Annotated in this window: 8 protein-coding genes; 5 read left to right on the top strand and 3 right to left on the bottom strand. The window is 70.2% G+C overall.

The genetic code is table 11. The features are described from left to right. Nucleotides 1-66: 66 nt before the first annotated feature. Nucleotides 67-11,109 carry an amino acid adenylation domain-containing protein gene (locus tag WMF45_RS37365; RefSeq protein WP_437710576.1) on the bottom strand — a complete coding sequence of 3,681 codons (11,043 nt, stop codon included), beginning with the start codon at nt 11,107-11,109 and terminating at the stop codon, nt 67-69. A 1,321-nt stretch (nt 11,110-12,430) separates the two neighbouring features. Here WMF45_RS37365 and WMF45_RS37360 point away from each other — a divergent pair. The 3 genes from WMF45_RS37360 (at nt 12,431) to WMF45_RS37350 (ending at nt 16,131) form a co-directional block, all read left to right on the top strand. Further along, entirely contained in the window at nt 12,431-14,659 is a 2,229-nt protein-coding gene (locus WMF45_RS37360) for an NADP-dependent isocitrate dehydrogenase (RefSeq protein ID WP_437710574.1), read from the top strand. Nucleotides 14,660-14,824: 165 nt separating this feature from the next. Then, the gene (locus WMF45_RS37355) at nt 14,825-15,511 is read left to right on the top strand and encodes a pentapeptide repeat-containing protein (protein ID WP_437710573.1); all 687 of its coding nucleotides are present in this window, start codon (nt 14,825-14,827) and stop codon (nt 15,509-15,511) included. Between the two features lie 233 nt (nt 15,512-15,744). Continuing rightward, nucleotides 15,745-16,131, top strand: coding sequence for a GxxExxY protein (locus tag WMF45_RS37350; RefSeq protein ID WP_437710571.1), 387 nt, complete (start codon nt 15,745-15,747; stop codon nt 16,129-16,131). Between the two features lie 163 nt (nt 16,132-16,294). Here WMF45_RS37350 and WMF45_RS37345 read toward each other — a convergent pair whose 3' ends face one another. Beyond that, nucleotides 16,295-17,839: a hypothetical protein gene (locus tag WMF45_RS37345; protein ID WP_437710569.1), complete on the bottom strand. Its 1,545-nt coding sequence runs from the start codon at nt 17,837-17,839 to the stop codon at nt 16,295-16,297. 224 nt (nt 17,840-18,063) lie between these two features. Here WMF45_RS37345 and WMF45_RS37340 point away from each other — a divergent pair, with 224 nt between their 5' ends. Next, a complete protein-coding gene (locus tag WMF45_RS37340) occupies nt 18,064-18,483 on the top strand; it encodes a GFA family protein (protein WP_437710567.1) in 420 nt (139 codons plus the stop codon). 42 nt (nt 18,484-18,525) lie between these two features. On the opposite strand, the gene WMF45_RS37335 is transcribed toward WMF45_RS37340, so the two are convergent. Next, the gene (locus WMF45_RS37335) at nt 18,526-19,857 is read right to left on the bottom strand and encodes a hypothetical protein (protein ID WP_437710565.1); all 1,332 of its coding nucleotides are present in this window, start codon (nt 19,855-19,857) and stop codon (nt 18,526-18,528) included. Nucleotides 19,858-20,183: 326 nt separating this feature from the next. On the opposite strand from WMF45_RS37335, the gene corA reads away from it, so the two are divergent. Beyond that, on the top strand, nt 20,184-21,389 hold the full coding sequence (gene corA, locus WMF45_RS37330) for a magnesium/cobalt transporter CorA (protein ID WP_437710564.1): 1,206 nt from the start codon (nt 20,184-20,186) through the stop codon (nt 21,387-21,389). Nucleotides 21,390-21,408: the final 19 nt, after the last annotated feature.

Raw genomic sequence — 21,408 nt, 5'->3', positions numbered from 1 at the left:
CAGGCCGGGCAGCTCGGCAAGACCTCCTGCCGAGCCGGCGACGAGCCCAGGCGACGAGATACCAGCTCAGTGTGACGGCGGGCCGCTCTCGGGCACGCTCTCCGCGCCGAGCGGCCTGGCCCTCGACCTCCGGAGCGACCGCCCCTCCAGCGGGTCGGCGAGCGCGGGCCTCACCGCGGCCGCGATGCGCTGCTGGATCGCTCGGGCGACGTGCGCGACGTGGGGCGGCTCCAGCATCGTGAAATGGTTGCCAGGCACCACCTGGAGCGCAAACTCCCCTCGCGCGAGGTCCATCCAGGCATGGACGGCGACCGCGTCTTCCGGGCTGATCTGCTCCCGCGCGCGGAGGAACAGGACGCTGGCGTCCGTCGGCTGCGGCGCGTAGCTCGAGAGCGCCTGCCACGTGCTCGTGACCTCGGCGCGGAGCCGCGCGTCATCCTCCATGGCGGCCATGAAGCCGCGGTATCTCTGCGACGCGATCGCCTGGATCTTCGCCATCTCGTGGGTCAGGGCGCTCGCCGGAGAGCGGTCGCTCGCTCCCTGTACGCTGCCCGTGTCCAGCAGCAGCAGCAAAGGCACCTTGCGCCCCTGCGCGAGCAGCTGCTGCGCCATCTCGTACGCGACGACGCCGCCGGCCGAATGCCCGCCGAGGAGGTACGGACCCTCGGGCCTGACGCTCAGGATCTCCTCCACGTACCGGGCCGCGATCGCGGGGACGGACATGGCGCTCATGAAGCCCGGCTCGCTCGGATCCGCCCCGGTGGGTTGAATCCCGTGGACGGGCAGCTCGCCGCCCAGGCGCTGCACCAGGGGGCGATAGAGGTGGACCGTGCCGCCGAGCGGCGGGATCAGGAACAGCGGCGTGGCGTCCGGCGCCCCCGCCTGCAGCGAGACGAGGAGCTGCCCGGCAGCGCGCCTGGCCGTGAGGACCGCCGCGCTCCCGCTCCGCTGCGTCATCGCGGGGCTCAGGGGCGCCGGCGAGCTCGGAGGCAGCGCTTCCCGGACGCGCTCGGTGAGCACCGCGACCGAGGGAGGCCCGGACGACGCCGGCGGACTCCAGATCTTCGACGGCAGGGATCGCTCCGTGGCCGGGCCCACGGTGCAGGGGGCGTCGAGCACGTGAGCGGTGCGCTCGAACGGGTACGTGGGGAGCGGCACGCGCCTCCGGCGCTCGTCCCGGGAGAACGCGGCCCAGTCCACGTCGACGCCGGCGCACCAGAGCCGGCCCACCGCGGCGAGCAACGCCTCGAGGTCGCCGGCGCCCTCGCCAGGGCCCGCCAGGGTGGTCGCGACCCGTCGCTCCGCGTCCGGGTGCCGCGACGCCACGGAGGCCAGGGTGAAGCCGGGCCCGATCTCGAGGAGGATGCGATCGGCCGGCGCGAGCAGCGCGGCGATGCGATCGTCGGGGCCAGCGGAGCTCGTGGCCTCCTCCTCCGCGCGCCCGCGCAGCGCGACCCGCGCGACCGCCTCGTCGAGCGAGAGCGTGCCGCCGACGCACGCGGCGGCGACCTCGCCCACGCCGTGCCCGAACAGCGTGGCCGGGCGGATCCCCCACGACATCAGGAGCCGCGCCAGGGCGACCTCGGTCGAGAAGAGGGCGGCCGCGGCCGCGCTGAAGCGCGGAGAGCCGAGCTCCCCTTCACCGCGTTCACCGCGGGCGCGCCCCTGCGCCTCGGGGAAGAGCCAGTCGCGGAGGTCCACCGACAGCTCGCGGCGGAAGAGCTCGGCGCATTCGTCCAAGCTCTCGCGGTAGGCGCGCTCCTCCAGGTAGAGCTCGCGCCCCATGCCGGCATGCTCCGCGCCCGTGCCGGGGAACATGAAGACGACCTCCGGAGGCCGCCTGCCGGCGACCTGCGTGAAGACGCGGGCGGGGTCGCGCCGATCGAGGAAGGCCGCGCCCGAGGCCGGATCCGCGCAGACCACCGCGCGGCGGTGCGCGAAAGGCACCCTGCCGCGCTGCAGGGTGAACGCGACGTCGGCGAGCGAGCTCTCCGACGCGCGCCGCAGGTGCTCGGCCAGCCGATCGGTGCTCCTCTCGAGCGCGGCGCCTGTCTTCGCCGAGACGACGAGCAGCTGGCAGCGCCTGGACGGGCCGGACGGCGCCGTCTCCGGCGCCTCCTCGAGCACGGCGTGCGCGTTCGTGCCGCCGATGCCGAAGGCGCTCACCGCGGCGCGGCGCGGGGCTCCGCCGCGCTTCCACGCGCGCGGCGCGGAGTTGACGAAGAACGGGCTGCTCGCGAGATCGAGCTCGGGGCTGGGCCGGCGGAAATGGAGCGTCCCGGGGATGAGCTCGCGCTCCAGCGAGAGCGTCGCCTTGATGAGGCCGGTCACCCCGTTCGCCGCGCGGAGGTGGCCGAGGTTGCTCTTCACCGAGCCGAGCGCGCAGAAGCCGACCTGATCGGTCGCCTTCCGGAACACCCGCGCCAGCGCGGCCACCTCGATCGAGTCGCCGAGCCGCGTCCCCGCGCCGTGCGCCTCCACGTACGTGATGCTCTCCGGGCTCACGCCGGCAGCGGCGTGGGCCCGCGCGAGGGTCTCGACCTGCCCCTCCAGGCTCGGCGCCGTGTAACCCACCTTGAGCGCGCCGTCGTTGGTGACGGCGGATCCGCGGATCACCGCGTGGATCGTGTCGCCGTCGTCCAGCGCGTCCTTCAGCCGCTTGAGGACGACGAGGCCGACACCGCTGCTCGCCACGATGCCGCTCGGCTCGGCGTCGAAGGGCCGGCAATGGCCGTCGGGCGAGGTGACCCGGCCTTCCTCGTAGAGGTAGCCGATCCTCTTCGGCGTGAGGATGCCGACGCCTCCCGCGAGGATCATGTCGCTCTCCCGGGTGACGAGGCTCTGGCAGCCGAGGTGCACGGCGACGAGCGACGTCGAACAGGCCGTCATGACGCTCACCGCGGGCCCCCGGAGCCCCAGCTTGTAGGCCACCCGCGTGGTCAGGGAGTCGGTCACGTTCCCGGTATAGATCCGGTGGTGCTCCGAGTTCGGCGCGGCCGGAAGCGGCCCGACCTGCTCGATCCAGTAGCTCGGCGCGTCGCTCCCGGCGAATACGCCGATCGGCTTCGGGTAGGCGAGCGGGTTGTAGCCGGCGCTCTCCATCGCTTCCCAGGCGCATTCGAGGAAGACGCGCTGCTGCGGGTCCATGAGCACGGCGTCCTGCGCGCTGTAGCCGAAGAAGGCCGCGTCGAAGCACATGACGTCCTCGATCACGCCGGCTGCCGGAATGAACCCGGGCGACCGGTAGAGCTCTGACTCCACGCCGAGCGCCTTCAGCTCTTCGAGTGAAAGGAAGGAGATCCCCTCGCCCCCGCCCTCGAGCATCGACCACAGCGCGTCGACGCTGCGCGCCTTCGGAAAGCGACCCGCCATTCCGATGATGGCGATGGCGTTCTCGGGGAGCGCCTCCCGCGCGGGCGCTTCGGTCGCGGGGGCCGCGGCGCCGCGCCCGCGCCCGGAGGCCGCGCCCTCTCCCGGGGCGGCCGCCCGAGAGCCCCTCTTCAGACGTGCAGAGAGGCTGCGGATCGTCGGGTACTGGAACAGCTCCATGAGGGGCACATCCTCGCCGAGCCGCGCCCGGATCCCCGCGCGGACCCGGGCGAGGAGCAGCGAGTGGCCGCCGATCTCGAAGAAAGGATCGTCGAGGCCGACCTCGTCGACGCCCAGCACCTGGCGCCATATCTCGGAGACGATCACCTCGATGTTCGAGGCGGGCGCGGGTGGCTCCGCCCGCGGCTCGGGTCTCGCGCGATCGTCGGCCGGAAGGGCCGCGATATCGACCTTCCCGTTCGCCGTAAGCGGCAGCGCGTCGAGCTTCACGAAGGCGGCCGGAACCATGTAATCGGGGAGCTTCGCCGCGGCGAGCTCGCGCAGGCCTTCAGGCATGACGCGCGCCTTCTGCCTCCGGAGAGGGCTGTTCGCGAGCGACCGGGCCGGCGAGGTCTCCCCGGGCCGCGCCTGGACCCAGGCGCGCGGCCGCGGCGCGCCTTCTGAGCGTTCGACCGAGCGCTCGAAGAGCACGTCCATGCAGCCTGGGCCCGAGGTCCTCGACGCGGTGATCCGGACCGAGCAGCCGAGGCGCGCGCCGAGCGCCCACAGCGCCTCCGGCTCGATCGCGGCCGCCGCGCTCCGAGCAGCGATATCGGCGCGGTCCAGCTCGGCGCCGCCGCCTTCCTGCAGCCGGCTCGCGGCGACCACGTCGGCGTACACCCGCGCGTTCGGGATCCCCAGCACCAGAAGCGCGCCGGAGCCCCCCTCGCGCAGCGCCCGCTCGACGCCCGCGGGGCCCTCCGAGGCAGCCCAGTCCAGGGATCGGCCGATGGCGACGGGCTCGGGCGCCACGCCCACGTGCAGGACCACGTCATAGCGGAAGCGCGTCATCTCGTCGGCGTCCGAACCCCGCTTGAGCCAGCACTCCACGTGCTCCACGCCCGGGACCTGGCCGGGCAGCGCGTGAAAGAACTCGGGCGCGAGGACGAGCTCTTCCTCGCCGAGGGCCGCCCGCTGCACCCGGGCAAAGAGCTCGGCCGAGGTCACGCCCGCGGGCGCGCGGTGAAGCTGCACCGAGGTGTGAAACGCCTCGAGCAGGGGAAGGCTCCTGATGTCGCCAAGGAACACGACGCCTCCGGGCGCCGCCGCGCGCACGGCGCCCTCGATCACCGAGCGCAGGTAATCGGCGCTGGGGAAGTACTGGACGATCGAGTTCAAGACGATCACGTCGAAGCTGCCCGGCTCGACGCCGCTGAAGTCGTTCGCCTCCCGGCGCTGCAGCGACACATGCGAGAGCGTGCCGCGCGCGAGCTCGGGGCCGAGCAGCGAGATCGCCTTCTCCGAGAAATCGGTCCCCAGGTAGGCGGCGCACTGCGGGGCCAGCTGCAGGAGCAGGAGCCCCGTCCCACAGCCGATCTCCCATGCCCGGCGCGGCTGGAACGAGAGGATCCGCTCGACCGTGTGATCCCGCCATGCGCGCATCGCTCCGGCGTCGATGGGCTCTCCGGTGTAGCTGCTGTTCCAGCCCGTGATGTTGAAGCCCGGATCCACGCCGGCGCCGGCCTTCCCGTAGGTGCCGTCGTACAGCGCCTGCCACGCCGAGACGTGCTCCGCTTGCAGGGCCGGCGCCTGATCCGCGGCGCCGCCGTCATCGAGGCGAGGGATGACGTAGGCGACGAGCCGCTTGTTGCCCGGCGCGTCTTCCCGCGCCACAACGACGGCCTCTTCCACGGCGGGGTGCTCTCGCAGCACGGCCTCGATCTCGCCGAGCTCGATGCGGTAGCCGCGGATCTTCACCTGGTTGTCGACCCGCCCCAGGAACTCGATGTTTCCGTCAGCGAGCCACCGCGCACGATCGCCGGTGCGGTACATGCGCGCGCCCGGCTCGTCCGTGAACCGGTCGGGGACAAACCTCGCTTCGTCGAGCTCGGGCCGCTTCAGGTACCCGCGGGCGACGCCGGCGCCTCCCAGGTAAAGCTCGCCGGGGACGCCCACCGGGACGAGCTCACCGCGCGGATCGAGGAGGTAAACCCGCATGTTGTCGATGGGGCGGCCGATCGACGGGTCGGGGGTCGCAGCCCCGCCGCTCGGCCGCGCCCTCGGCACGACACAGGAGGTCGCGACGACGGTCCCCTCGGTCGGACCGTAGTTGTTCACGACCTCGAAGGGGAGCCCTGCGTCTGGCCAGACGCGGAGCTTGTCTCCTCCGGTGAGCAGGTACCGGAGCGCGACGGAAGCAGGCCAGTCGAGGCGCAGGAGCTCCTCGGCCACCGGCGTCGGCAAGAACGAGACGGTGATCCCTCGCGCGAGGAGCCACGCCTTCAGCTCGTCCGGGGAGCGGCGGAGCGGCTCCCCGGGGATGAACAGGCACGCTCCCGCGCACAGGTACGGCCAGAGCTCCCATACCGACGCGTCGAAGCCAGGGCTCGCGACGAGGGTCGCGCGATCCGCGGAGGTGACGGCGAAGCGCCGCACGTGCCACGCTGCCAGGTTCATGAGGCTCCGGTGCTCCACGAGCACGCCCTTCGGGCGGCCGGTCGAGCCCGACGTGTAGATGGCATAGGCCAGATCCCGGGGGCCCGCGCACACAGGAGGGGGCGACCCGTCGCGCGCTGCCATCTCCGGCCAGTCGGCGTCGAGGCGGATCACCGCGCCCGCGAACGGCGGGAGTCGATCGGCGAGGCGCTCCTGCGTGAGGAGCACCGGCGCCCCGGAGTCCTCGAGGAGGAACGCCAGCCGCTCTCTCGCGATCTCCGCGTCCACAGGGAGATACGCCGCGCCCGCCTTGAGGACTCCGACGATCCCGACCACCATCTCCAGCGAGCGCTCCGCGCAGATCGCGACCAGGGACTCGGGCGCGACGCCCAGCTCGAGCAGGCGGCGCGCGAGCTGGTTCGCCCGGCGATCGAGCTCCCCGTACGTGAGCGAGCCGCGATCGGACACGACAGCGGCGGCGTGCGGCGCGCGCGCCGCCTGCTCCTCGAACAGATCCAGGACGCAAAGGTCGCGAGGGAAATCGGCGCCGGTGTCGTTCCAATCGACGAGCAGCCGGCGCCGCTCGCGCTCCGGGAGCAGCGGCATCGACGAGACGGAGCGCGCGGGGTCGGAGGTCGCGGCGGCGAGGAGCGTGAAGAGGTGACTCAGCAGCCGCTCCATCGTCGCCCGCTCGAAGAGGTCGGTGCTGTACTCCAGCATCCCGGCGACGCCGCCGGCGCTCTCCCAGGCATAGAGCGAGACGTCGAAGATCGTCTTCCTCGTGTCCGTGTCGATGGCGCGCGCCTCGATCCCGCCGAGGTGGAGCTCGCGCTCCGCGGGCGGCTGCGGCGCGAACACGATCTGCACGAGAGGGCTGTAGCTCGGGTCGCGCTCCGGCTGGAGCTCCTGGACGAGCCGCTCGAACGGGAGCCCGTCGTGCGCGTAGGCGTCCAGGCACACGTCTTTCACGCGGCGGAGCAGCTCCTCGAACGACGGCCCGCCGGAGACGTCGACCCGGATGGGGACCACGTTGACGAAGAAGCCGATCGCCGCCTCGAGATCGGCGTGATCCCGGCCCGCGCTCGGCAGGCCGACAAGGAGGTCGTCGCGTTGCGTTGTGCGGTGGAGCAGGACGGCGAACACGGCAAGGAGGACCATGTTCACGGTCACGTTGTTTCGCGCGGCGAGGTCCCGGACCGCCCTTCCGACCTCCGGATCGAGCTGGAACGGGAGGGTCGCGCCGCGGAAGGTCTGGACCGCCGGCCGGACGTGATCGCTCGGCAGCTCGAGCAAGGGCGGCACGTCGAGGAGCCTCTGCTTCCAGCCGGCGAGCAGCTCCGACAGGACCTCTTCGGTCATCTGCTCGCGCTGCCACGAGGCGAAATCGGCGTACTGGAGCGGCGCGTCCGGCAGCGCCGCCGGAGCCGCCCGGCAGAAGGCATCGTAGAGCGCCGCGATCTCACGGTAAGCGACCTCGAGCGACCAACCGTCGACGGCGATGTGGTGGATGTGCAACCAGAGGACGTGATCCCGAGGCCCGAGCCGGAGCAGCCCTGCGCGGAAGACGGGGCCGCGCTTCAGATCGAAGATCCTCTGCGCTTCCGACGAGAGGTGCTGCTCCGCCTGGGCCTCGCGCTCCTCCCCGGAGAGGTGCTGGAGATCCGCGACCTCGAGCCGGAAGGAGGCGTCCTCGGCGACGATCTGGACGGGCTGGCCGTCGAGCTCCGTATAGACCGTGCGCAGGATCTCGTGTCTGCGGACGAGCTCACGGAGGCTCCTGTCGAGCGCAGGGACGTGGATGTCTCCGGCGAGGCGGAAGGGACAGAAGCAATTGTAGGCCCTGCTCTCCGGCGCGAGCCGGTGGAGGAACCACATGCGCTCCTGCGCGAACGACAGGGGGATCGATCCCGCCCGGGCGCCTCTCGGAATGGCCCGATCGCTCCGAGCCGCGGCGCGCTCCTCTCCGCTGATCAGCGCCGCGAGCGCGGCGATGGTCGGGTGGGCGAAGAACTGCTGGAAGGTGACGTGGATCCCGAAGGCGCCGCGCAAGCGGGAGAACAGCCGGAGCGCGTGCAGCGAGTCGCCGCCCAGCGCGAAGAAGCTGTCGTGCACGCCGGCGTGATCGACGCGCAGGAGCTCCTTCCAGAGGTGCGCCAGCTCCTCTTCCAGCTCGGAGCGCGGCCCGAGGAGCGCGCGCCGGAGCTCCGGACGAGCGCCGCTCGGCGCGGGCAGCGCCTTGCGGTCGAGCTTCCCGTTCGGCGTGGTGGGGAACGACGCGAGCAGCACGATCGCGGAAGGGACCATGAAGCTCGGCAAATGGCTCTCGAGAAAGGCGAGGAGCGCCGGAGCCAGCACGCGCTCGTCGCTCGCCGGGTCGCCCTGGCTCGTCCGGTGAGGGATCGCGTAGGCGACGAGCGTCTTTTCCCCGGGCGCGTCTTCGCGCGGCACAACGACGGCCTCGCGTACCTCGGGGTGTTGGGCCAGCACCGACGCGATCTCGCCCACCTCGACGCGGTGGCCGCGGATCTTCGCCTGGTCGTCGACCCGACCGAGGTACTCGAGGTCTCCCGACGGGAGGTAGCTCGCGAGATCACCTGTCCTGTACAGGCGAGCGCCCGGGTCGTCGCTGAACGGGTGCTCGATGAACCGCTCCTGCGTGAGCTCGGGCCGGTGGAGGTAGCCGCGCGCGAGGCCCGCGCCGCCGACGTAGATCTCTCCGGGGACGCCGACCGGGACGAGCGCGCGGTTGCGATCGAGGAGGAGCACCTGCGTATCGGGGACCGCGCGGCCGATCCTGCTCGACCAGGGCCGCTCGAGATCGGACAGGCCGACAGCGCGGTAGGTGACGAACATGGTGGTCTCGGTGGGTCCGTAGAGGTTGAGGATCGCGGGTACCCTGTCACCGTGGCGCTCCCACCACGGCTTCAGCGCGGTCACGTCGAGGGCCTCGCCGCCGCAGATCACGAGCCGGAGCGCGAGTCGCTCTCTGGCCTCCGGCTCGATCGTCTCCTCGGCGTGGACGAGCAGGCGGAACGCCGACGGCGTCTGGGTGAGCACCGTCACCCCCTCCTCGCCGAGGAGCCTGTAGAACAGCTGCGGCGCGTGGATCACCGGCCGCGGCACGACGACGAGGCGACCGCCGTGGAGGAGCGCGCCCCAGATCTCGAAGACGGAGATGTCGAAGGCGAACGAGTGGAACGTCGTCCACACGTCCTGATCGCCGAAGCGGAACCATCCGGCGGTGGTGTCGAACAGGCGAATGACGTTGGCGTGGCTGACCATCACGCCCTTGGGCTTCCCGGTCGATCCCGAGGTGTAAATGATGTACGCGAGGTTCTCCGGACCCTCGTTCGGCGAGGGCGCCACCTTGTTGTCGGGCTGCCGGTCGATCATGGCCTGATCCGCGTCGAGGCACACAACCCTCGCGCTCCCGCTCCGGAGCCGGGAGGCGAAGCGCTCCTCGGTGAGGATCACGGGGACGCCGGCGTCTTCGAGCAGGAAGGCGAGCCGGTCCGCCGGATAAGAGGGATCGAGCGGGACATAGGCGCTGCCGGACTTGAGGATGCCGAGCAGCGCCACGATCATCTCGAGTGATCGTTCCAGGCAGACGCCGATCGGGACCTCGGGCCCCGCGCCGCTCTCCCGGAGGAGGTGGGCTATCTGGTTGCTCCTTCGATCCAGCTCGGCATAGGTGAGACGCTGTTTCTCGAACACCACCGCCACCGCGGACGGGGAGCGCCGGGCGTGCGCCTCGACCCGCTCGTGCACCCGATCGCGCGGCGGATCGAACACCTCGCCGCGGTTCCACGCGAGCAGTGTGCGGCGCTCCTCCTCGGTCAGGACCGGCAGCTCCGAGACGCGCAGATCCGGGTCGCCCGCCGCCCCGCGGAGCAGCACCGCCCAGTGCCCGAGCAGCCGCTCGACCGTCGCGCGCTCGAAGAGGTCTCGATTGTAGTCGGCGCGCGCGAAGAGGCCCGCATCGGTCTCCTCGACGCGGACGGCGAGCTCGAAGGCCACCTCGGTCGCCTCGAGCGCCACCTCCGTCAGCGTGAGCAGAGGGCCTCGCTTCGGCTCCAGCGCGCTCGGCTCGCTGGAGAAGATGGCCTGGACGAGCGGTGTGCGGCTTGGATCCCGCGGCAGCGAGAGCTGCTCGACAAGAGAGGTGAAGGAGAGATCCCCGTTCTCGCTCCCCTCGTGCAGGGATCGTCGCACTTGACGCAGGAGCGCGCGAAAGCTCGGATCCGCGCCCAGCCTGCCCCGTACGGTCACGAGATTGCCGAATGCCCCGATGAGGCCTCGGGTCTCCTCGTCTCGTCCGGACAGCGGAACGCCGATGAGGACGTCGTCCTGGCCGGTATGGCGGTGGAGCACGGCGTGCATTCCCGCGAGCAGGACCGCGTCCAGCGCCACATCCTCCTCCCGGGCCAGCGCGCGGAGCTCTCGCACGAGCTCCTGATCGAGCGCGCGCGCCACCGAACCTCCGGCGAAGGTCCGCACCGCGGGCCGAGGCCGATCCGTCCGGGTCTCCAGCGCTTCGGGTGCTCCCGAGAGCTCGCGACGCCAGTGCGCGAGCTGCTTCTCGAGGAGCTCGGCGGTCCTGTGCTCCCGCTGACGCCGTGCGTGGTCCTGGTAGCGTATCGGCGGCGCCTGCAGCTCGACGCCATGATAGCCGTCGAATAGCTCCGAAAAGAACAGCGCCACGCTCGGTTTGCCATCCGAGAGGAGGGGGTGCATGGAGAGCGCGATGAGGTGGCGCCTTGAATGCACCCGGATGAGGCTCACGCGCCAGAGGGGGCCGCGCTCCGGATCGAGGGGCAGAGCGATCTCCCGGCGGGCCATCGCGAGCGCGGCTCCATCGGAGGCGGGCTGCCCTTCGGCGCCGAGATCCACCTCGAGGAAGGCGATGTCTGCCCGAGGCGAGACGACCTGCACCGGCTGCCCCTCGTGCTCTGCGAAGGATGTCCTCAGGATCGCCTGACGCCCCGTGAGCTTCTCGATGGCATCGACCAGCCGGGGCACATCCAGCTCCCCGTCCAGCCACGCCGCGCCCCCTTCGTTCAAGTCCGGCGCGGCGCCTCCGCCCCGGCCGAGCAGCCAAGCACGTTCTTGCTCCAGAGAGAGCGGGAAACAGGAAATTTCGTTCATCGCGGATGACCTCCTTGTTGCTGATAGGGGTCGGTTGCATCGATGCGCGTGGAGCAACCGCGCGCCGCGTCGAACGTTCGACGCGCGCACATCTGCGCGCACACCGTGCTTGCTGATCTGTCGTACGCTCTTCAGACATCAGGGCCGCCTGGTCACCTGGGCACGAGGAGCAGGTACCAAGCTGGGCCAAATTGTAGAAAAATGCAGAAAAAATCTAAATCGATGTCGACCGCATCGCGCGAGGCGCGACGCACACGCTACGCAGTATGAAGTACGGACACCACGACGCCAGTGTGTATTTGGGAGGATGCGGGTGCTGGCGATTGATGGTCCTTGTCTGGATTCCGGGATCCCGACCTCGCGCCTGCTCTTGTGGGCCGATAGACAAATCCGGCTTCCGTCTCACGCTGAGTTGTCCTCTTCCCCACGTTCGGGGCAGCTTCCAGCGCACCACGTCCGAATCGTGCTCGCGGCAGCCGTCGACAGGCTCGGTCCTCAGCTGCACCGATGCCTCTCAGGGAACCAGGGACGGACATGACTGGACGACGCGCGGGCGACAGGCAGGGCGCAATCACGGATTCATCAAGCGTTGCAGCGGCGGCTCGTGGATGAACATCCTGTCGAATGACGGCGGCGCGCGGGCGCTCCGTTTCGCTCGGCCCGTGCGGCAGGGATGCCATTGCCATCTGTACCCATCGTCGTTGCCGGTGAATCGCTGGAGCGGCTTCCCGGGCGGTTGCCCGAGCAAGAGCGCGCGTCGTGTCCGGCTCTCGCGCGGCCGGCTCGGCGCGTACCGCCGCCGGATCACCGGGCCATGCGCGGGGCACCGCCGGCTCGACGACGAGAGCCGTGCGCGCGGTCTGCGCGATCGAGCAAGCTGTTGCGCGCAGCCCTCGAGTGCTCGGGGACGCCGCGTAGCCTGCCGCGAGTGCCCCGCGGGCCAGCGAACCGCCTGTCAAGGGTGAAGTGTGCCCACGGCCCGTCCATGCGCCGCTCTTGCGCGCTGCGTCGCGCCCCAATGCGCTCCACGGTCCCTGCGACATCGCCCTCTGACGCCCGCGGTGCCGCCCGATCCGCTCGTCGCGCACACGGCATCGCGCAGCGGGCCGGCTTCTTCGACTTACGCGCTGCGCCGCGCTTCGGCAGCGGCTCTGCCACGGCCCGCCGCTCGTGCATCCGGCGGGCCAGGTCGGGGGCGCATCGGCCCGGAGCCAGGGGCTTGCGCAAATTTCGGTGCCAGGCATTGTGCCGGTGCGACGGGCCCTTGGCACCGGGCGAAACCTTTCCAACAATCCCGACCCGTTCAACCCTCGAGAAAACAGTGGAAACGCAAAATTCTACCATCATCTACACGAAGACGGACGAGGCGCCGGCCTTGGCCACCTATTCGCTCCTCCCGATCGTCGAGGCGTTCACGAAGGCCGCCGGGGTCCGGGTCGAGACGCGGGACATCTCCCTGGCGGGCCGCATCCTCGCCAACTTCCCCGAGCGCCTGACGGACAGCCAGAAGCTAGGCGACCACCTGGCGGAGCTCGGCGAGCTGGCCAAGACGCCGAGCGCCAACATCATCAAGCTACCCAACATCAGCGCCTCCATCCCGCAGCTCGTGGCCGCCATCAAGGAGCTGCAGCAGCAGGGTTATGCCGTGCCGGACTATCCCTCCGATCCGAAGACGGAGGAGGAGAAGGCGGTCAAGGCGCGTTACGCCAAGGTGCTCGGCAGCGCCGTGAACCCCGTCCTGCGCGAGGGTAACAGCGATCGTCGCGCCTCACCCGCCGTCAAGGACTACGCCAAGAAGCACCCGCACTCGATGGGCGCGTGGAGCCGCGACTCGAAGAGCCACGTCGCGCACATGTCGAGCGGTGACTTCTACGGCAGCGAGAAGTCGGTCGTTGTCGACAAGGCGCAGGAGCTGAAGATCGAGCTCGTCGCCGGCGGCAAGACGACCGTGCTCAAGGCGAGCGTCAAGGTGCAGGCGGGCGAGGTCGTGGACGCCAGCGTGATGAGCGCCAGGGCCCTGCGCGCGTTCTACGCCGAGCAGGTGGCGGACGCGAAGAAGCAGGGAGTGCTGTTCTCCCTGCACCTCAAGGCCACGATGATGAAGGTCAGCGACCCGATCCTCTTCGGGCACGCCGTCAGCGTGTTTTACGCCGAGGCGCTCGAGAAGCACGCGGCCACGCTGGCCAAGGTCGGCTTCGACCCGAACAACGGCATCGGCGACCTGTACACGAAGATCCAGGGCTTGCCGGCCGACGAGAAGGCGGCGATCGAGGCGGACATCAAGGCCGTCTACGAGCAACGCCCGACGCTGGCCATGGTCGACTCCGACCGCGGCATCACCAACCTGCACGTGCCCTCGGACGTGATCATCGACGCCTCGATGCCGGCGGCCATCCGCTCCAGCGGCAAGATGTATGGCACGGATGGCAAGCTCTACGACGCCAAGTTCACGATCCCCGATCGCTCCTACGCCGGCATCTACCAGGCGACGATCGAGTTCCACAAGCAACACGGGGCGTTCGACCCGCGCACGATGGGCACCTCGCCGAACGTGGGGCTCATGGCGCAGGCCGCGGAGGAGTACGGCTCACACGACAAGACCTTCAAGATCGCCGAGAGCGGCACGGTGCGTGTCGTCGACGCCTCCGGCAACGCCCTGCTGGAGCAGGAGGTCGAGGCCGGCGACGTCTTCCGCGCTTGCCAGACGAAGGACATCGCGATCAAGGACTGGGTCAAGCTGGCCGTCTCCCGCGCGCGCGCCACGGGCGCCCCGGCGGTGTTCTGGCTCGACGAGAACCGCGCCCACGACAAGAACCTGATCGCCAAGGTCAAGGTCTACCTGTCCGAGCACGACACCAAGGGTCTGGAGCTCCCGATCAAGAGCCCTGTGGAGGCGATCAAGTTCACGCTCGGCCGCATGAAGGAGGGCAAGGACACCATCAGCGTCACCGGCAACGTGCTGCGCGACTACCTGACGGACCTGTTCCCGATCCTGGAGCTGGGCACCAGCGCCAAGATGCTCTCCATCGTGCCGCTGCTGGCCGGCGGCGGCCTGTACGAGACCGGCGCCGGCGGCTCGGCGCCGAAGCACGTCCAGCAGCTGCAGAAAGAGAACTACCTGCGCTGGGACTCGCTCGGTGAGTTCCTGGCGCTGCAGGTCTCGATCGAGGACCTCGCCAACAAGACGAACAACGCCAAGGCCAAGGTGCTCGCCAAGGCGCTGGACACGGCGATCGGCCTGTTCCTCGAGAACAACAAGAGCCCGGCGCGCAAGGTCGGCGAGATCGACAACCGCGGCAGCCACTTCTACCTCGCGCTCTACTGGGCGCAGTCCCTCGCCAAGCAGACCGAGGACAAGGAGCTGGCGGCCAAATTCGGCAAGCTCGCCCAGACGCTGACGGACAACGAGTCCAAGATCGACGGCGAGCTGATCGGCGCGCAGGGCAAGCCCGTCGACCTCGGCGGCTACTACCATTTCGACGACAAGAAGACGTTCGCCGCGCTGCGTCCCAGCGCCACGCTGAACGCGGCCATCGACGGCTTCTCCTGAGCCGCGCGGGGTCCCCGCCGAGCGCGCGTGTCCACAGGCGACGCGCTCGGCGGTCGCGGCCGTTCAACCACCGTACGATCGACTCACGCTCCGGGTGAGCGCCTTGACGCCCACCACCCGACGATGACACCCTGTCTGAAATCGTTGGGTGGACTGGAGCAGGGAATGGCCGGACGAGGACGATCGAGCAGCGGAGACAAGCCCAAGCACGGCGCTGGCGGCGGTGGAGAAATCTCTCCAGGGAAGCTGGACCCGTTCGAGGGGAAGGACTCGTTCGACGGTGAGACGTTCGATGGGCTCACCCTGGAACGAGCGGACCTGAGCGACCGAGATTTTTGCGGCTGTGTGTTCCGGCGTTCGAAGCTCGGCGAGAGCCGCTGGACGCGCGCGCGGCTCGAGAACTGTGTCTTCGAGGGCTGTGATTTGACCAAGGCCGACCTCACGATGCTCTCGCTGCGCGGCGTGGCGTTCAACTCCTGCAAGCTGATGGGCGTCGACTGGACGAACATCGCGAAATTCCCCGACGTGTCGTTCGAGGAGTGCGACTTGCGGTACGTCATCATGGATTCGCTCGCGCTGCGCAAGACGCGCTTCGAGCGATGCGCGATCGCCGAGTCGGTCTTCGCCGCGACGGACCTCGCCGGGGCGGTGTTCGAGGAGTGCCGATTCGCGGGGACGCGCTTCGAGGACTGCGACCTTCGAAACGCGCAGTTCCCTCGAGCCCAGGATCTGTTCATCGATCCGGCCAAGAACAACGTGAAGGGCGCCCGCATCCCGCTCGAGGCGGCGATCCTCCTCGCGGCCTCGTTCGGCATGCACGTGCTCGGCTTCACGGAGAAGGACGGCAAATGACGGCCCGAGTCGCCGTGCCCTGCGGCGCGTGCGGAGCCGCCAAAACCGGCTCCGTGACGGTGATGCAACGCACGTCGAGCGATCTCCGGCCGCAATGCTTCCGCAGGTTCTTGTCGCTCGCGTTGGCGTACGATCGCCGGGGGCAAGTTCCGGGCGACTTGTCGCGCCTCATGAGAAGAGAATTAACGCAAAGGCGCAAAGACGCAAAGACGCAAAAAAGAGATGTGGGTTGAATGGAGGAGAACGAGGTAGCCAAGGTCGTGGTGGACGCGGCGATCGAGGTCCATCGCACGCTGGGAGGGCCTGGGTTGCTTGAGGCCGTGTACGAGGAGGCGCTCGCCTTCGAACTCTCGTCGCGAGGGCTGAACGTGCAGCGTCAGAAGGCCGTTCCGCTCGTCTACAAAGGGAGACGGCTGGCCACCGACCTCCGTCTCGACTTGCTCGTGAGCGAACTTGTCATCGTGGAGTGCAAGTCGACGGCTACTTACAATCGCCTCTTCGAAGCGCAAGCGCTCACCTACCTGAGGCTCTGTGATCTCAAGCTCGCGCTCGTCATCAACTTCGGCGAGCGCCTCGTGAGGCAGGGCATCCATCGCGTCGTCAACGGTCTGCAGCCGTGAATGCCAACCTCACTCTCTCCGCCTTTTTGCGCCTTGGCGTCTTTGCGCCTTTGCGTTGATTCTCTTCCTGCGAGACGCGACAACTCGCCCGGCGCTTACCGGGCGCGCGGCGCTCGACCACGACATGGAGACGGGCGCTACGACCTCGAAATCCGTGCATCGCTCACGGCTTCGCGGCGCTCCCCAGCTCAGCCGGCAGCGCCGCGTCGAGCCAGGCCTCGAAGGTGCTCGACAGCGCGCAGGTCGCCGCGCCGCCGCAGAGGTCCGCGCGCTTGGCCGTGAGCTCGCCCTCGAGCGCCTCCCGCGTGGCGCCCAGGGCGCGCGCGCAGACGAGGTTCTTCGCCGTCTGAGCGACGTTCACGCCGCTGCCGGCCGTCACGACGATCGCCGCGGGCTTCTTGCCGCACGCGCGGCCGAGCGCCCCGGTCGCGCTGGCGTCGGTCGCTGTAAACGAGCCGTCCTGCACCGAGTGGAAATAGAACTTCGGGCCGGTCACGCGCGGCGGGCAGCTCTTCACGCCGCAGTCCGCGCCGAGCCACGCGACGAAGGGACCGTAGGTCCCAAAGTCCGGCCGCATGTCGTGGTCGAGGTGCTCGATGCCGAGGCCGCCGGAGACGCTCGGGGCCTTCGCATAGGCGGACACCGCTCCGTTCGAGAACGTCCAGATCGGGCTCGGCGCCGCCGGCTTCGCGCCCGCGGCAACCGCGTTGAGCTCGTAGGGGACGATGAGCTCGTCGTTGCCGTCGTCGTCGAAGTCATAGACGTTCAACGCGGAGATCGCGAGTCCACCGGGCGCGACCTCGATCGTTCCGAGCGGCGCCGCGAAGCGCTTGCCTTCGAGGTCGATCCGCACGACCTCGATGTCGAAGGCGAGCGCTCGCGCCGCGCCCTCGCCGGCGCCCGCGAAGCGCGTCAGCGACAGCGCCCAGGAGCCGAGCCCCGCCGGCTGGCAGACCCCGAACTTCGGCAGGCGCGTTGCCTCGGCCGCCGAGACCTTCTCGGGCCCTTCGAGCTTCTGCGCGCCGGAGATGCGCGCTCGGTTCTGATCGAGGAGCTCCTGGCAGGCGCGCCGGTGCGACACAACGGAGCCGGCCCAGTCGAGCTTCGCGCTCGTCCCGTCGATCTGGAGCTCGTAGCGCGTGTCGGTCCACTCCAGCGTGACGCTCTGCTTGGCCTCGGCCCGGAACGGCGCGACGAGCCGCAGCTCACCGCGCTCGTCGGCGACGACCTCGTTCGACGGGCCCGCGTCGGGCCCCTCGCCGGCGTCGTCGGCCGCCACGGGCTCGCTCGGCTTCTCGGCCGCGGCCTCCGCGCTCGGGTCGTGGATCACCGCGCGGACGGGGTGCCCGCCGGTCCCGTTCTTCTTCCGGCAAAGCAGCTCGAGCCAGCCGTCGAGGCTCTTCGCCTCGCAACCGAGGCCGACGGCCGCCGCAATCGACTCGCTCCGGCCGTCCTTGAAGGAGGCCGGCGCACCAGGAGACGCCGGCGCGGTCGGCGACGGAGCCGGCTCGGTGGGCGCCGCGGTCGCGGGCGCGGGGGCCGACGAGGCCGCCTCCGCGGCGGCCGGCGGCGCTGTCTCCGCGGCGGCCGCCGCCGGTGCGCTCGAGCCGGCGCTCGGCTCCGAGCTCGCCGCCGGCAGGCCGGCCTCCTCGGATTTCTGGCAGCCAACGAGAATCCCCAGCAGAAAGCAAGCGCTCAATGTCTTCATGGTCCGGTCCCCTGGATCTAAGCAGCCTGCGTACCAGCTCGGCGGCACGGGCGAAATGCCGCTGCCCGTCGCTGCCGGTCCAAGGAGCGGCGGCGGCGCATGTCGGGGCGGCCACGGCGTCGTGTTCCGGGCGCGTCGGGCGGACCGAGCTCGATCCTCGCCGGCCAGATCGGATAGGCTGAGCGTCCCATTCCATCGCGGCGTCAGGCGCCTGGAGAGAGCAGATGAGCGAGTCCAGCATTCACGGGGGTTGCCTTTGCGGGGCGGTGACATTCGAGGTCGATCCGCCGTTCAAGCTGATGGTCCATTGCCATTGCTCGCGGTGTCGCAAAGGCACGGGCACGGGCCACGCCACGAACCTGGCGGTCGATCCCGGCCAGCTCCGGTGGCTGTCAGGGGAAGAGGCCATCACGCGTTATGAGCTGCCCACGGCGAAGAGCTTCGGGAAGTGGTTTTGCAGTCACTGCGGGTGTCCCGTCCCGCGCCTGAGGCGCGCCGGCAACATGGTGGTCGTCCCGGCCGGTTCGCTGGACACAGCGCCGCCCATCTCGCCGACGGATCACATCTTCTGGGGATCCAGAGCGCCGTGGGGGTGCGAAAGCGGAGGGCTTCCAACCCACGATGAGTACCCGGCGTCGTGGTAGGACGACCGGGCGTGTCGTCCCCTTGTTGAGTGGGGTGCAGGGTCAGCGGGTCACGCTGCTGTCCGGCCCGGCGCCCTTGGGGGGCTCGTAAGGCTCGGGGCTCTTGCCGACGGTCCTGAGGTTCACGAGCTTGTTGAGCAGGTCGAACCAGAACGGCGCGCCGAGGGAGGCGGCGGCCGCGGTCATGAGGATGCCGGGGGTCAGGAGCCTGTCGAGCACCCCGCGGATCCAGCCGACGATGCCCTGGCCGAGGATCGCAGCGATCGCGTTCCAGAGCTTCGGGACGCTCGTGTGCTCGGGGGCCTTCACGCCCCAGGTGATCTCGATGTCGAGCCCGGTGAGCCGGGAGCGAGCGCCGCTTCCCTCGGCGATCGCGGCCATGATGTCCTCGTTCTGGTCGACGCCGCCGGCCTGAGGCGCGGCGCGGGGCGGCGACTTCGCGAGCTCCTGCGCCGCCGCGATCAGCCGGGCGCGCACCACCGCGTCGCGCGAGAGGGCGCCCGCGAGGCGGATGCTGTCGGCGTTGAACCCGACGCAGAGGACGAGCGCCGTCGCGCTGATGATCAGCTGCGCGCGGCGCTTGTACCGGCCGGCGGCCCGGTCCATGGCGTCATTGAACCAGCGCTCCAGCCGGATGTTGGCCTCGCGCATGTCCTTGACCGTGGAGTCGACGATCGTGGTGAGCGCGCGCCGGAGATCGCTCTTCGGCGGCATGCTCCGGATGATCTGCTTCAGCTCGTCGAGCGGGTCCTCGTCGCGGCTCGGCGCCGCCGCGATCTCGCCCGGCGCAGGCGCGGCGGCGCTCGCCTGCGGCGGAGGGACGCCGTCGCTCGCCTGCTGCAGGGGCGCGGAAGCGGCCTCGCCCGCCGGCGAAGGCGCGGCGCCGGCGCCGGTCTGCGAAGGTGTGGCGCCGGCCCGCGGGGGCAGCGCCGCCGCGCCGTCAGTCCAGGGGACCTGCCGCAGGGTGTCGATGAGCGCGGCCACGAACGCGTGCGACGGGATGTAGGACGGCCCTACCCAGCCGTACTTGAGATCCTTGATCAGCGGGTGCTCGCGGAGCTTCGCCGCGAGCGGGCTCGGGAGCGGTCCCGGCATCACCCGGGTGCGCACGAGCTCGACAGCGCGCCGCGCCGCGCGCTTCATGATCTGCTCCAGCGGGGAGCTCCTGGGGGCGGCGGCGTCGGCGGCGCCGGGCGATTGCTTCACGTGCGCGTCGAGCTCGCTGTCGGCCAGCATGATCTCGATGCTCTGCGCCAGGTTGAGCGCGCGCAGCCGGAGCACGCCGGCGAGCGCCTCGTGGATGGCCGAGCAGAGGACGCTGAGCAGGAAGAAGACGCTGACGAGGCCGATCGCGATGTCGAGGGTCGTTCCCATGGGCATCCGGAAGGGCAGGGCGCGCGGCGGCGCGAGGCGCAGGCCGGCGCGCGTCGCGCGCTCCCCCGGCCAGCAGGGACAGGGAGGAAGAGGCGGCCCTGCGAGCGCCCGTTCCCCGCCGCGGCCCGACCAGCAACTCCCCTCCGCGGCCCGATCAGCATACGCCACCGGGCGGCGCGGAGCGAGCGGGAGAGCGCGCTCGCTCCCGCCCGTCATCCCACGCGTCATCCCGCGTCATCCCACGCGCATCCCACGCGCATCCCACGCGCATCCCACGCGCATCCCACGCTCGATGCCACGGGATCTTGGTCTACCATCACGCCCCCGTGACGAGCTCCACGCTACCCCCCGAGTCGCGGCGCAGCAGCGCGCCGCCGCAGCGCGCCTCCTGGGTCCAGGAGAAGGCCGACCCCGACCGGACGACGCTGCGGCCCAGGCGCGCCCGGCTCGTGCACGAGCCGCCGCCGGCGTCGCCGCCCGGGACGCTCGTCATCGAGGAGACGCAGCGGCCGAAGATCTTCGTCATCGACTACGACGCCGAGGTCGTGTCCGAGAAGGAGATCCAGAGCGTCGACGGGTGCATCCCCTACCTCACGGACGACCGCCCCTCCATCACGTGGGTCGATGTCCGGGGGCTCGGGCACAAGGGGACCTTCGAGCGGCTGGGCGAGATCTTCCGTGTCCACCCGCTCGCGCTGGAGGACATGGTCAACGTGCCCCAGCGGCCGAAGGCGGACGTCTACGGGGGCGAGCACGTCCTCATCATCGCGCGGATGGCGCAGGTCAACGAGCGCTGCGTGCTGCGCACCGAGCAGCTGGCCATCCTGGTCGGCAAGAGCTTCGTCCTGACGGTGCAGGAAGAGGCCGACTGGGACGTCATGGAGGCCGTGCGGGAGCGAATCCGCACCGGCCGGGGCTCGATCCGGGAGCGGGGCGCCGATTACCTGGCGTACGCGCTGCTCGACGCGGTGGTCGACGGCTTCTTCCCGGTGCTCGAGCGGCTCGGCGAGCACATCGAGGACCTGGAGGTCGAGGTGATCGACGCGAAGCGCCGGATGTCGAAGCCGATCCACGATCTGAAGCGGGATCTGCTCACGCTGCGGCGTGCCATCTGGCCGCAGCGCGATCTCGTCAACGCGCTGCTCCGTGAGGACAACCCGATCATCTCCAAGGACACGCGGCTCTACCTGCGCGACACGTACGATCACGCGGTGCAGCTGATGGACATGGTCGAGACCTACCGCGAGCTCAGCTCGGGCCTCATGGATCTCCACCTCTCCGGGATATCGAACAAGATGAACGAGATCATGAAGGTGCTCACGATCATCTCGACGATCTTCCTCCCGGTCACCGCCATTGCGGGCATCTACGGGATGAACTTCCACCACGAGAGCTCGCCGTACAACATGCCGGAGCTCGACTGGTATTACGGCTATCCGCTCGTATGGTGCCTGATGCTGGCGAGCGTCGTCGGGCTGCTCACGTACTATCGCCGCAAGGGCTGGATCAGGAAGGACGACGACGGCGCCTGAGCGGCGGCGAGCGCGGCGC

Origin of the sequence: Sorangium sp. So ce448, from assembly GCF_051520915.1 — a bacterium.
Classification (GTDB): domain Bacteria; phylum Myxococcota_A; class Polyangia; order Polyangiales; family Polyangiaceae; genus Sorangium; species Sorangium cellulosum_B.
The sequence above is the reverse complement of the archived record's forward strand: the minus strand, read 5'-3'. Positions and strand labels throughout refer to the sequence as shown.